Here is a 14,039-nt window from a genome sequence, read left to right on the forward strand (position 1 = left end):
ACCAATTAATTATAAACGATAGCCTAAAATAAAAATGAAGAAATCTGATATCTATGAGATAACTATTAAGATACTGGGTATTTATCTGTTAGTAGCCGATATCTCAAAACTGCCAAGCCTGTTAACCTTTGTTCAAAATCACGCTTCTACCACAACCGAACAAGGCAGCGAACAAACCAACCTGTTATGGATAAACGGATTAAGCTTTTTATTGCTTATGGCTTTTGCTATTTTTTTAATAGCATGTACCAAATTTATAACCCGGATAATAACGGTAACTGCCGACAGGCAGGAGAACGTTAAACTTTTTGCCGATAGAAAGGTAATTTATGAAATAGCACTGCTCATTATTGGCGGTTTACTTATTGTGAATACCCTGCCGGATATGCTGTACCGTTTGTATAAACTATCAAGCGTTGGCGATCAAGATATGATCATATCTTCGGTATCAAAACTGTGTATAGGTATTTTAACGGTTGCCTTCGGTAAAAGAATAGCGGCTTATTATGCGAAGTAGCATTTAGCATAAAATATAGGATAACAAAAAAGGCCCCGGAAACGGAGCCTTTTTTTGTACAAACAACAAAGAAAAATCTACATTAAAACTTTAACTGTTTGTTTTATGCCGATGCCAAGCTGACCCCCGTTAGCTGACCGGCAAAGGCAACGAATGCCTTACTCACAGATATACGGGATTGATTATCGATCAGATTTTGCAAATTCACTTTTCCGATGACAAATTTATAATCGCCTGAATAATAGCGCTCTTTTATTGAAATAAATTTCAAATCATCAACTAAACGCTCATCATCGTACCTTAAATAAATATCCAGCTCTATATTATTGGTAAAATTCAGGTTTGATTTAGCCTTGGCCTTTTTGTACTCGTACTGATAATCGTACCGTAAAGCAGCAATATCCGATAAAACTGCCGAACCGGTTGGATGGCCGCCGGCACCTTTGCCAAAAAAGAATTGCTGATCTGCAAACGCTGCCTGTACGGTTACGCCGTTATATTCATACTCTACATTATATAAAAACTCGCTGCTGGTTACAAACTTAGGTAATACAAACATGGCTACGTTTTTATCGTCAAGTTCTTTAGCTACCGGTACCAGTTTTATCTTCAGATTTTTTTCGCGGGCGTACTGCAAATCATGCGCTGCCAGGTTTTGGATGCCGAGGTTAAAAACTTCGTCGGGGTTAACAATAACACCGTAAGCGTGTGCCGCCGCTATGATCAGTTTGTATTTGGCGTCGAAACCGCCAACATCACTGGTAGGGTCGGTTTCGGCAAAACCAAGGTCCTGGGCTTGTTGCAAAGCCCTGTCATAATCCAAACCTTCAATGAAGCCTTTGGAAAGGATATAATTTGATGAACCATTAAAAATACCGCTTATGGAGTGCAGTAACTCGTTATCATAATACTCTTCCAGGTTACGGATGATAGGAATACTACCGCATACCGCGCCTTCATACAACAATGAAGTGCCATGTTTTTGTTGTAGTTCAATCAGCTCGTCCAAATGCAGGGCGATCATTTTTTTACTGGCCGATACTACATTTTTGCCGCTGCTTAAAGCCCTTGATACAATTTCAAAAGCGGCTTCAGTATCATTAATCAACTCCACAATGGTATTGATTTCGGGATTGTTCAGCAACTCCTCTTTATCTGTTGTAAATAACTCTGCAGGTAACGACCGCTTTTTGTTAGGGTCTTTAATAGCGAATTTTACAATTTCGATGTTTAAATTTTTTGTTTTGATGATGTCATATAAACCCTGTCCAACTACGCCAAATCCAAATAATCCTATACTTAACTTTTTACTCATTACGCTGTACGTTGCAATTCTATAATTTTTCCTTTTACATCGGTTTTAAAAAACGATGTGATAATATTTGTTAAAAACTCTGTTTCAATTAAAAAGCCATCGTGCCCATAAAACGAATCTAACTGGGCAAAGGCCGATTTAGGAATGTGCCTGAAAAGGTATTGCTGCTCCTCAATAGGGAACAACACATCAGATGTGATGCCTATAACCAGTGTACGCGCTTTAATCAAACTCAAAGCTTTTTCAACCCCGTGACGGTTGCGCCCTACGTTGTGCGAATCCATAGTTTTGGTTAAATACCAATAGCTATGGGCATTAAAGCGGTTCACTAATTTTTGTCCCTGATAATCCTGGTAGGTTGATGCTTTGAAGTTGTCGGTTTTGCCGTCTTCATCTTCCTGTTGGGTAATGCCATAGGTTTTATAAGTACGATAGGAGAGCAGGGCAATGGTACGTGCTGCCTTTAATCCCTTTTGGCCGCCATCAGCGCTGCCGTCGCTAAACGTTGGATCTGCACTTAAAGCCAGGCGCTGCGATTCATTGAAAGCAACCCCCCATGGTGAATGACGGGCGTTGGTAGCTATAAGGATTAGGTTTTTAATCCTTTCCGGCTCACAAATACCCCATTCTAACGCTTGCTGACCACCTAATGAGCCGCCAATCAAAATATGTATTTTATCAATTTGCAAATGATCGGCCAGTAAACGGTGCACGTTTACAATATCCCTGATCGTGAATTGAGGGAACGATTGTAAATAAGGCTGCCCGGTTTCGGGATCAATATTTAAAGGGTTACTTGTACCATAAGGCGAACCCAAAATATTGGCACAAACAATAAAATGTTCTTCCGGATTAAAAATACTGCCGGTACCTACAATACCTTTCCACCAATCAAGTACGTCAGAGTTGGCAGTAAGCGCATGACAAACCCAAACTACATTATCTTTCGCCTTGTTTAACCGGCCATAGGTATGAAAGCCAATTTCCAATCCTGGTAACTGCCTGCCTGATTCGAGCTTAAAAGGTTGCGTGTACTTATATGTTTCTATACTCATTATGTTATCATGATAGGGAATTGTGAGTGGTGAACTGTGAGTCGGCTTTTAAGAACTCACCATTCACCACTCACCCCTCACTATTTATACTAATTGGGCCTGTGCCGCTTGTACGCTGGCAAATGCCTGTTCAAAATCTGCTTTTATATCGTCAATGTGCTCAATACCAACAGCCACACGTAATGATGTTGGTGTTACGCCTGCCGACAGCTGTTCCTCATCAGATAATTGCTGATGGGTTGTTGCCGACGGTTGTATAATCAATGTTTTGGCATCGCCTACATTTGCCAAATGGCTTACCAGTTTAAGGCTGTCAATAACCTTGCTGGCATCGGTTTTATCACCTTCAATTTCAAATGATAACACCGCGCCAAAACCGTTCTTTAAATACTTTTTTGCCAAATCATGGTATTTTGATGAGGCCAGGCCGGGATAGTTTACCGATTTTACAAGCGGATGTTGTTCCAACCATTTAGCTAATTCTAAAGTATTATCTACATGGCGTTGTACCCGCAGGGATAAAGTTTCTAAACCCTGTATGTTAAGCCATGAATTAAATGGCGATTGCGATGGCCCGAAATCACGCAAGCCTTCTACACGGGCACGAATGATGAATTGAATATTACCAAACGGGCCGCCGATGCCAAAAACATCGGCAAAAACTAAGCCGTGATAACCTTCAGATGGCTCGGTAAATTGAGGAAACTTGCCGTTGCCCCAGTTGTAATTGCCACCATCAACAATAACGCCGCCAATGCTGGTGCCATGTCCGCCAATCCATTTGGTGGTTGATTGTACTACCACACTTGCACCATGGTCTAACGGGCGGAATAAATAACCGCCTGCGCCAAAAGTGTTATCAACAATAAGTGGCAGATCGTGTTTTTTCGCCAAAGCGCCAACTTTGTCAAAATCGGCAATGGTAAAGCCCGGGTTGCCAATGGTTTCCAGGTAAATGGCTTTGGTTTTATCGTCAATTAAAGCTTCCAGGCTTTCGGCTGTATCATCTTTCGCAAAACGAACTTCGATACCAAGGCGTTTAAAGGCTACTTTAAATTGATTATAAGTGCCTCCGTAAAGAAAAGGGGAAGTAACAAAGTTATCGCCTGCCTGTAAAATGTTGTTTAAAGCGATGAATTGCGCTGCCTGGCCCGACGCGGTAGCCAATGCCGCCACGCCACCCTCTAAAGCCGCGATGCGTTTTTCAAACACATCGGTAGTAGGGTTCATGAGGCGGGTATAAATATTGCCAAATTCCTTTAAGGCAAAAAGGTTTGCACCATGTTCGGCACTGTTAAATACGTAAGAGGTGGTTTGGTAAAGCGGCACAGCGCGTGATCCTGTTGTGGCATCAACTTCCTGACCGGCGTGTAGTTGTAGGGTTTCGAATTTTAAGTTTGACATAGTTTTAGATTTTAAAGTTTGAATTAAATTTGATGTTTAGATGGATTTTGGCAAGCCGGTGGATATTTTACCGGATTGCAACACGCATATTTTTCAGGGACGAAAAAGGGACGTATTGAAGCATCAACAGCAGCAACACATACAAATAATATTGCCGTTAATGGGGCTAATAATATGTATGTTACCGTTTTGGGTATTAAAAATGTTGCTTGTAGTAATTGTAATTAAACTTTTCATGGCTATAAATTTATATCCCCCGGTGTTATTTGCCGGGACAGGAATTGGCACCTTCTTCAAAATTGAAGGGTTGCCAGCGGGTCATTGAGCCTGATCTCTCGCCGCTTCTTTATAAATCAACACCCGAACTATGCGGAGAATTGATCGATTATGGTATTGCTACCAAATAATGTTGCAAAGATAACGCGATAATTATTAAAATACCAAATTTTATTTAGACAAAAGACGTTTGGACAAAAGAACAAGGACTTTTGGAGGAAAGGTTTTTGGAGCAAGGATGAAGAGATCAAAGACAAATTATATTTACTCCTCGTTCTTTCCGTCCTTACTCCTTAATCTTTTAATCCTTTATCCCTTCAGAGCTTGCTCGATATCCGCTATCAGGTCGTCGATATGCTCTAAACCTACAGAAACCCTGAGCAAGTTAAAGGGCGTTTTGGTATCCGGGCCTTCAACGGTGGCACGGTGCTCTATGAGGCTTTCTACACCGCCGAGGCTGGTGGCTTTGGTGAATATTTTAAGCTTATTGATGATCTTATGCGTATCCTCTCTATCCCCTTTTACTATGAACGATAACATCCCGCCAAAAGCCAGCATTTGCTCTTTGGCTGTTTGATGTTGCGGATGCGATGGTAAGCCGGGGTATAATACCTGCTCAACTTTAGGGTGTTGTTCTAAAAATTCGGCCAGCAACCGCGCATTGTATACATGGCCTTTAACGCGGTAAGGCAAGGTTTTAATACTGCGCACCAGCCAGAAACAATCTGTAGGCGAGGGGATAGCGCCGCCCATTTCCTGTACCTGGCGTATTTTTGCCCACCATTCGCTTTTTTCGGCAGTAATTAGCGCGCCGCCCATCAGGTCGCTGTGACCGCCAAAATATTTGGTGGTGGAGTGCATTACTAAATCGGCACCTAAAGCCAAAGGTTGCTGACATATAGGTGTGGCAAATGTATTATCAACCACCACTTTGATGTCTTTCTCCTTGGCTATGGCCACTACCTGTTTAATATCGGTAATTTTAAGTAAAGGGTTTGACGGTGTTTCTACCCAGATTACACCGGTTTCGGGGCGGATATGTTGTTGTAAAACATCGCCATCGTTTACATCGATGAAATCAAAAGTCAGGATACCTGCAAACAGGTTTTTAAGCTGATTGCGCAGGCCGTGATACATATCATCCGGACAAATAATATGCGTGCCCGGTGCCAGCGATTGAAAAACCGACATGCCTGCAGCATTACCCGATGAAAACGCCGCGGCATCGGCACCACCTTCTAACTTAGCTATAACATTCTCTAACAATAAGCGATTAGGGTTTGATGAACGGCTATAAATGTGCCCGCCAGGAAAACCGCCATCTTCGCCGCGCTCAAAAGTTGTTGATAGTATAATGGGTTGTATTACGGCTTTTGATGATCCGTCTACCTTATTGCCCGCGTGTATAGCTATGGTTTCAATTTTCATGGTGTAAATGTTATTGGGCCAAAATAAATAAGATTATTCGGTATTTGCTGTAGCAGCTTGTTTAATCTTTTCGTAATGATTAAAAAAACCTTATGAAAAACCTGTACCTGCTTACCCTGCTCGTTTTATTATCGGCCACAGGCTGTAAAAAGGAAAACATAGCTAAGAGCGATGAATACGACACCAGCTATAAAGCCTGGATAAGTTATAAAGCCAGTATTCATAATTCTTATAAATATACAGTGAACTGGGGTTCATGGACCGGGTATGGTGCTGAAGTAACTACCACGGTTAACAAAGGGAAAATTATTTCCCGCGATTATACTTCCTTTAAATACCGTAACGATGGAACTAACACTAAAGATACCCTTAAAACCTGGCATGAGGACGATACTCACATCAACACGCATGGCGAAGAAGCCGGCGAGCTAATGACCATAGATGATGTTTATACCAAAGCGCACACCGTTTGGCTTAAGGTTGACGCCAGTACCAACGAAATCATTTTTGAAGCTAAGATTAACGGTATTATATCCAACTGCGGCTATGTGCCGCGTAACTGCGCCGATGATTGTTTTACCGGCATTAATATTACATCGATAACTACGCTTTAGATAAGGCAGTATAGCTTAATGTTTATATGTTAAAATGCGGGTAATAAGATAGGGTAGGAATCTAATTTTTCAAATCTTCAATAAATATTGAAAATTAATTTTGTTCGTAAATATCTGTACGATTGTGTGTTGTAATTGCAAGTTACGAATTGGAACGTTGTAAAGGTGCTGATAGCCATATATTACATTCTCATTACGCTAACATTTGCTACTTTTGTACAAAGTTTTTTGAATGGAAGCTGAAAGTAATTTACAGTTATTGTTACAAAATCCCGATCTGCCGGCTGATTTAAAGCTTATTGCTGAAAAAGTATTGCGCAGCGAAAGGATCTCCTTTGATGAAGGCGTTACACTATATGAGCAGGGCGACCTTGGCTATCTTGGTGTTTTGGCCAACTACATCCGCGAAAAACGCCACGGCGATAAAACCTATTTCAACCGCAATTTCCATATCGAGCCTACCAATCTTTGCGTTTACGATTGCAAATTTTGTTCATACTCGCGCCTGCTGAAACAAAAATCGGAAGGCTGGGAGTACACCATGGATGAAATGTTTGATATGGTGACCAAATACGACGGCGAACCTGTTACCGAGGTACACATTGTAGGCGGCGTATTGCCACAATACGATGTGCCTTTTTACCAGCAACTTTTTAACCGCATCCGTGAGCATCGCCCCGAATTACATATTAAGGCATTAACCCCGGTTGAATATCATTACATATTTAAAAAAGCCAAAATTGACTACGCCACAGGTATGCGCCTGATGATGGAAGCCGGTTTGGGTTCGATACCAGGCGGCGGGGCCGAGATTTTTGCTCCCGAAGTACGTGATTTGATTTCGAAAGATAAATGCACCGGCGATCAGTGGCTGGCTATTCATGAGGAATGGCATAAATTAGGCGGCAGATCAAACGCTACTATGCTTTACGGCCATATCGAAAAATTCCATCACCGGGTTGACCATATGGAGCAATTACGTCAGTTGCAGGATAAAACTGGCGGGTTCCAAACCTTTATCCCGTTGAAATTCCGCAACCAGGATAACCAGATGTCGCACGTACCGGAGTCAACCGTGGTTGAAGATTTGCGTAATTATGCCATCGCGCGTATTTACCTCGATAATTTCGATCATATTAAGGCCTACTGGGCCATGATTAGCCGTACAACAGCGCAGCTTTCGCTTAATTTTGGAGTTGATGATATTGATGGCACGTTGGATGACACCACCAAAATTTACACCATGGCAGGCGCTGAGGAGCAAAAACCAGGGATGAGCACGAAAGAATTGGTTGAGTTGATAAAAAATGTAGGGCGTTACCCTATAGAGCGCGATACGCTTTACAACGTGGTTACTGATTACAATGATTTCGAATTTCCCGAAACTCAGCCCAAACCACAATACTATAAACTGCCGGTAATTAATTAGGCGGCAAGCTTAAAGCATAAGGCTCAAAGCGGAAAGCAAAAAATAAAAACAATAGGCTTGGTAAATTCACCCAAGCGGAGTAAATAATAATAAAAAAGCTTTAGGCTTTGGGCTTTAAGCTTTTTGCTAAAACTAAGCTTTAAGCCTTTGGCTTTCTGCTTTCAGCTTCAAGAATGGTAGAAAAAACTTTATACATCGTGCGTCATGGCCAAACCGAATTTAACAAATTGGGGATCATTCAGGGCCGTGGTGTAAACACCGATCTGAACGACGAAGGCCGTAAGCAGGCCGGACTATTTTTTGAAGCTTATAAAAATGTTCCGTTTGATAAGGCATATATCTCGGCTTTAAAGCGCACGCAGCAAAGTATCCAGCCTTTTATTGATGGTGGTTTATCATTTGAAAAACTATCAGGATTAGACGAGCTGGCATGGGGTGTTCATGAAGGACAGCTACCAACTACCGAAAACAAAGCGGCCTTTTTACAGATTATGCGCGACTGGCTCGACGGTAATTTAAATAGCAAATTTGAAGGTGGTGAAAGCCCAAACGAAGTGGAGATCCGTCAGCGTGAAGCCCTGAAGGTTATTATGAGTCATCCCGAAGAAAAAACTGTACTCATATGCATGCACGGCCGTGCCATGCGCTTGTTACTTTGCATTTTAACCGGCAAGCCATTATCTGAAATGGATACCTTTCCTCATCAAAACCTGGTTTTGTACAAAGTGGTTTATAATGGCGAGAAGTTCGAGATCGTCGATTTTAATAATGCCGAACATTTAAAACAATCCTGAAAGAGCGCTCCTTGTGAAAAAGATCAGAATATCAGCAGTTAGCTACACCAATACCAAACCCTTTATATACGGCCTTCAACACACCGGATTTGTAGATAAAATAGAATTAAGCCTGGATATGCCTTCGGATTGCGCCCAGAAACTGATTGACGATGTAGTTGACATCGGCCTTATCCCCGTAGCGGCGACACTAAATATCCCCAATTGGAACATCGTGTCTGACTACTGCATTGGCGCTGTGGGCGCGGTAAATTCCGTGTTTATTTTCAGCAATTGCGAAGTGCACGATATCAAATATTTACAGCTCGATCCCGAATCGCGCTCGTCCAATAACCTGGCCCGGGTACTACTTAAAAACTTTTGGAAGATTAGTCCGCAATTGATAAAACAAGCGCCGGATTACAGCCTGTCTACAGAGGCAAATACCGCTTTTGTGCAAATAGGCGACCGGACTTTTGGCAAAAAAGATCGGTATAAATACGTATATGACCTTGCCGAAGAGTGGCAAAAATTTACCGGTTTACCATTCATGTTTGCCGGCTGGATAGCCAACAAGCCCATCCCGAAGGAATTTATGGAGGAGTTTAACGCCGCCCTCAAATACGGGCTTGACCATCGCGGAGAACTTTTTAAAGAACTGCCAATGCGTGAAGATTTTGACTTGGTAGATTACCTGATGGTAAAAATAGATTACGAGTTAACGGATGAGAAGAAGAAGGCATTATTTATGTTTTTGGATTTTATCAAACAACTGGAAGACTAAAGAATCCTTATAGATTATTATAAAAAGACGCTTATGCGTCTTTTTTTGTTTAGGAGGTTTTGTATAATCTGCTTTTTTAGAAATAAGGGATTACCACAATTCTGCTACAGAAACCGAAATCAAAGCAATTTATTTTTTTCTAATTCTGTTAATTATTAAATTCTGAAAATTCTGATTCAGAAATAATCCTCTCTATAGTTTAAATTGCTAACTTTATTAGTATTTTTGATTTGAGATGAATGAGGAAAGAATAACGGAGAAGTTGAATATTTTGGCAGATGCTGCCAAATACGATGTATCATGCGCATCAAGCGGGAGCAAACGGAAGAACGAAAACAAGGGGTTGGGGAATGCCAGCAATGGTATTTGCCACAGTTATACAGAAGATGGCCGATGCGTTTCGTTATTAAAAATCCTGCTTACCAACCATTGTATTTTCGATTGTGCTTATTGTGTTTCCCGAAAAAATAATGATATCAAACGTGCCGCTTTTACGGTGCAGGAGGTGGTTGATTTAACTATCAACTTTTACCGCCGTAATTATATTGAAGGCTTATTTTTAAGCTCCGGAATCTTTAAAGATGCCGATTATACCATGGAACGCCTGGTGCGGGTGGCTAAAAAGTTGCGTACCGAACATAAGTTTAACGGCTATATACACCTTAAATCTATCCCTGGTGCAAGTGATGAGTTAATGCGCGAAGCCGGCCTGTATGCTGATAGATTAAGTGTTAATCTTGAAATGCCAACGGAAGCCGGTTTAAAGTTATTAGCGCCAGATAAAAACCGGCAGGATATGATCGATCCTATGAAGTTTTTAAAGGACGAGATTATTTTGCGCACCGAAGAAAAAAAGCTTTTCAAAAAAGCGCCCATGTTTGCACCTGCCGGGCAAAGTACCCAGGTTATAATTGGTGCCACGCCCGAGGACGACCAGCAGATTTTACAATCGGCAAATTACTTTTATAAAAATTTCAACTTAAAAAGGGTTTACTACTCGGGATATGTGCCGGTTTTGGCAGATCAGCGCTTACCTGATTTAAATACATCGGTACCCATGGTTCGTGAAAATCGCTTGTACCAGGCCGACTGGCTGATGCGTTTTTATGGCTTTCATGTAAACGAAATTGTAAACAATCAGCAGCCACTCCTTGATCTGGATATTGACCCAAAACTAAGTTGGGCCATCCGTAATATGCAGGTTTTCCCGATAGATATTAATAAGGCCGATTTGCAAATGATTTTGCGCGTACCGGGGATAGGCTTGTTATCGGCACAAAAAATTATCGGGGCACGCAAGTTTGCCAAACTAAGCTGGGAGCAGTTGAAAAAAATAGGAGTGGCCCTAAACAGGGCGCGCTATTTTATCATCTGCAAAAGCAATGAATTTGAGCGGCGGGACCTTACCGGTAACAACATCAAACAATTTATACTGGCCGAATCACAAAGTAAATACATCAAAAACACTCAATCCCAACTTAGCCTGTTTTGACAATGTACACACTTGTTTACGATGGAACATTTGAAGGTTTGCTAACCGCCGTATTTGAAATATACGAGCGCAAACTGTTTCACGTAAAGCTAATAAAAGTGGAGTGGCGCAGCGGCGCGATGTTTGAAGAAGTACTGCAAATAATAACCGACGATAAACGCGCTACCAGGGTTTTGGCAGGGCTAAGAAGAAAACTATCGTCAGCAGGTGTGCAACGCCTGTACATTGCCCATATGGCCGAAATGGTGGACGAGGAAAGCAGTATTATTGGTTTCATTCGTTATGTTTTTGATACCGATGTAAATGTGGAGGAAGATTACGGCAATAAATATGTGATGCGCTTATCAGAGATACTTAAAATGGTAAGGCGGGAAAAACACAGAATGGAGGCCTTTATCCGTTTTCAAAAACTGGCAGATGAAACGTATTACGCTGCCATCGAACCTGATTTTAACGTATTGCCGTTACTCATCAGGCATTTTAAAAACAGGTATGCCGATCAAAAATGGATCATCTATGATATAAAACGTCGTTATGGTATTCATTATGATTTACATGATACACAATACATTTCGCTCGATTTTTCGGACGCCAGCAAGCCTGCAGATGTGATTAGCGCTTACAGCAAGGACGAAAAGATTTACCAGCATCTTTGGAAAAACTATTTTGCCAGCGTAAACATTGTTTTACGCAAAAATACAAAGCTTCATTTAAGGCATATTCCCAAGCGCTATTGGCGGCATTTAACAGAGAAAATTTAAGATATTTTATATTTTACGCTTTTTTTATTTTTTGAAAGTATTCATTTTGAACCTGTTTTGTTAATATCCTATTTGTTAATAACGCTGACGAATTATCAATCGAAAACAACTTTTATACTTTAAGCAGACTCCTGGTAGATGTTGATAACTCTTTAATTAGTGTTAATAACCTGTGTATAACAAAATTATTTTTTTCTTGCCAAAACGTGATTATGTCCCGATATTGAAATCATCAAGAACGACGTACTTTGACAGCCTTTCAGGAAAACAGAAATTGAATCGGGTAACTCTCAGGAGAAACTAAAGATCAAAAGAAGTTCACTGAGTCACATGAAAAAATGAAAATTACGAAAGTCTTTGAAAAAAGATTGTGATTAAAAGAGGTACCGGGAACGATGCGGGGCTTTACGGAGACCCAAAACAGAACCAGTGATGTAGCAAGAAATCAAGAGTTCGCAAGAACGACAGACAAAAAGCTTATCGGTCATGGATACACAAAACTTGGTGCTACTGGGAAACTACGGTGGAACAGTGGTTAGGAAACGGGAGTTCAAATCGAAAGAGGAGGCTCCCGTTTTCGCTTTTACAAGGTTTTTTTGTTTGCTACGATTGTTTTCGTTTTAAACATATCTTAAAAAACCTAATTTAGTAGGATATGAATAAGGACGGCCAGCGTAACCAGAAGAAGATATTCGTTTTAGATACCTCTGTGATCCTTTATGATCACAACGCCTTTCAAAACTTCCAGGAGCATGATGTTGCCATACCTATACAGGTATTGGAAGAACTTGATAACAAAAAGAACGGCAACGATACCCGCAATTTTGAAGCCCGAAGCTTTATCCGTTTAATGGACGAGTTTTCGCGCAATAGCATGGTTAATGATTGGATTCCGCTAAATGGTAAAAGCAAAGGCAGCTTTAAGGTTGCCATGGATACTAAAACCACCGCTTTAAACGCCGAGGAAGTATTCGGTTCTGAGAAAACAGATCATCGTATTTTAAATGCCGCCCTGGGTTTGCAGGAAGAATACCCGAATAAAAAGGTTGTGCTGGTATCTAAGGATATTTGTTTACGCCTTAAAGCCAAAGCCCTTAACCTACATGCTGAGGATTATGAAACAGGCAAGATCAAAAACCTTGCTGAACTTTACACCGGCAAAACCGACGTAGATAAGGTTACCGAAAAACTAATTACCCAGCTCAACAAACAGGAAAACCTGCCTGCCGAAAGTTTAAGCGTACCCAATTACACCAATAACCATTTTTACATTCTCAAGAGTAAAAAAAACGATGTTGCCGGATTTTATAATGCCCAAACACAACAGCTGGAGAAAGTGACCGAGCAACCGGTATTCAATATTTCGCCAAGGAATATTGAGCAGGCTTTTGCTATTCACGCGCTATTGCACCCCGATATTAAACTGGTAACCATACAGGGAAACGCCGGTACTGGTAAAACATTACTGGCCCTGGCCAGTGCCCTGGAACAGCGCAAATTTTACCGGCAGATATTTGTTACCCGCCCAATAGTACCTTTAAGCAACAAAGATATTGGCTTTTTGCCCGGCGATATCAAGTCAAAGATTGATCCTTACATGGCCCCTATATGGGATAACCTTAAATTTATTAAAGATCAGTTTGCGGATGATGACAAAATGCAGGCAAAAATTGATGAACTGGTGAGTAATGATAAAATTTCGATAGCACCACTTGCTTTTATCCGTGGCCGTACGCTCAGCAAAATTTTCTTCATAGTTGATGAAGCCCAAAATCTTACTCCGCACGAGGTAAAAACCATCATATCCCGCGCCGGTGAGAACAGTAAATTTGTTTTTACAGGAGACATTTACCAGATTGATACACCATATCTTGATGCCGAAAGTAACGGCCTCTCTTACCTTATTGATAAAGCCAAGGGACACCCGCTGTATGCTCATATTACCTTACAAAAGGGCGAGCGTAGTGAGCTGGCTAATTTGGCTACGGAGTTGCTGTAATGGCGTTGTTCAGGCAATGTTCAATTAAATTTCCGCAACATCTTTGATAAGTTTAATGCCAGATCTGCGAAATTTTAAAAACTTCGCAAGTCTTAAAATTGTATCATTGTGTCTCGTCCTGAAATAGGTTTACTAAATTAGTAAATCATTTAAATCATGATCAGGCGAGAAATAGTATCAAAGAAGCAGCAA

The 14,039-nt window shown here is 41.1% G+C and carries 12 protein-coding genes and 1 riboswitch; of the genes, 8 read left to right on the plus strand and 4 right to left on the minus strand.

Annotated elements, in window-relative coordinates; genetic code table 11:
- Positions 1–34: 34 nt before the first annotated feature.
- The gene (locus QWZ17_RS26795; RefSeq protein WP_290308417.1) at positions 35–517 is read left to right on the plus strand and encodes a hypothetical protein; all 483 of its coding nucleotides are present in this window, start codon (positions 35–37) and stop codon (positions 515–517) included.
- 103 nt (positions 518–620) lie between these two features.
- On the opposite strand, the gene QWZ17_RS26800 is transcribed toward QWZ17_RS26795, so the two are convergent.
- The 4 genes from QWZ17_RS26800 to QWZ17_RS26815 form a co-directional block, all read right to left on the minus strand.
- Entirely contained in the window at positions 621–1,832 is a 1,212-nt protein-coding gene (locus QWZ17_RS26800; RefSeq protein ID WP_290308418.1) for a homoserine dehydrogenase, read from the minus strand.
- Entirely contained in the window at positions 1,832–2,887 is a 1,056-nt protein-coding gene (locus tag QWZ17_RS26805; RefSeq protein ID WP_290308419.1) for a homoserine O-acetyltransferase family protein, read from the minus strand. The genes QWZ17_RS26800 and QWZ17_RS26805 overlap by 1 nt, the downstream gene beginning before the upstream one ends.
- 84 nt (positions 2,888–2,971) lie before the next feature.
- Complete coding sequence (locus QWZ17_RS26810; protein WP_290308420.1) at positions 2,972–4,291, minus strand: O-acetylhomoserine aminocarboxypropyltransferase/cysteine synthase family protein; 1,320 nt, start codon at positions 4,289–4,291, stop codon at positions 2,972–2,974.
- 244 nt (positions 4,292–4,535) lie between these two features.
- Positions 4,536–4,646: riboswitch (SAM riboswitch) on the minus strand.
- A gap of 230 nt (positions 4,647–4,876) precedes the next feature.
- Complete coding sequence (locus QWZ17_RS26815) at positions 4,877–5,995, minus strand: trans-sulfuration enzyme family protein (RefSeq protein WP_290308421.1); 1,119 nt, start codon at positions 5,993–5,995, stop codon at positions 4,877–4,879.
- Between the two features lie 92 nt (positions 5,996–6,087).
- On the opposite strand from QWZ17_RS26815, the gene QWZ17_RS26820 reads away from it, so the two are divergent.
- The 7 genes from QWZ17_RS26820 to QWZ17_RS26850 all read left to right on the plus strand — a co-directional run bounded on the left by QWZ17_RS26820 (position 6,088) and on the right by QWZ17_RS26850 (position 13,847).
- A complete protein-coding gene (locus QWZ17_RS26820) occupies positions 6,088–6,609 on the plus strand; it encodes a hypothetical protein (protein WP_290308422.1) in 522 nt (173 codons plus the stop codon).
- Between the two features lie 232 nt (positions 6,610–6,841).
- A complete protein-coding gene (gene mqnE, locus QWZ17_RS26825) occupies positions 6,842–8,038 on the plus strand; it encodes an aminofutalosine synthase MqnE (protein WP_290308423.1) in 1,197 nt (398 codons plus the stop codon).
- 173 nt (positions 8,039–8,211) lie between these two features.
- A complete protein-coding gene (locus QWZ17_RS26830; protein WP_290308424.1) occupies positions 8,212–8,832 on the plus strand; it encodes a histidine phosphatase family protein in 621 nt (206 codons plus the stop codon).
- A gap of 13 nt (positions 8,833–8,845) precedes the next feature.
- Entirely contained in the window at positions 8,846–9,595 is a 750-nt protein-coding gene (locus QWZ17_RS26835; protein WP_290308425.1) for a menaquinone biosynthetic enzyme MqnA/MqnD family protein, read from the plus strand.
- A 235-nt stretch (positions 9,596–9,830) separates the two neighbouring features.
- Positions 9,831–11,087, plus strand: coding sequence for a putative DNA modification/repair radical SAM protein (locus QWZ17_RS26840; protein WP_290308426.1), 1,257 nt, complete (start codon positions 9,831–9,833; stop codon positions 11,085–11,087).
- Between the two features lie 2 nt (positions 11,088–11,089).
- A complete protein-coding gene (locus QWZ17_RS26845) occupies positions 11,090–11,848 on the plus strand; it encodes a TIGR03915 family putative DNA repair protein (protein ID WP_290308427.1) in 759 nt (252 codons plus the stop codon).
- 655 nt (positions 11,849–12,503) lie between these two features.
- Positions 12,504–13,847, plus strand: a complete 1,344-nt coding sequence (locus QWZ17_RS26850; protein WP_290308428.1) for a PhoH family protein — start codon at positions 12,504–12,506, stop codon at positions 13,845–13,847.
- The last annotated feature ends 192 nt before the right edge of the window (positions 13,848–14,039 follow it).

Origin of the sequence: Mucilaginibacter flavus (assembly GCF_030409315.1) — a bacterium.
In the GTDB taxonomy this organism is placed as follows: Bacteria; Bacteroidota; Bacteroidia; order Sphingobacteriales; family Sphingobacteriaceae; genus Mucilaginibacter; species Mucilaginibacter flavus.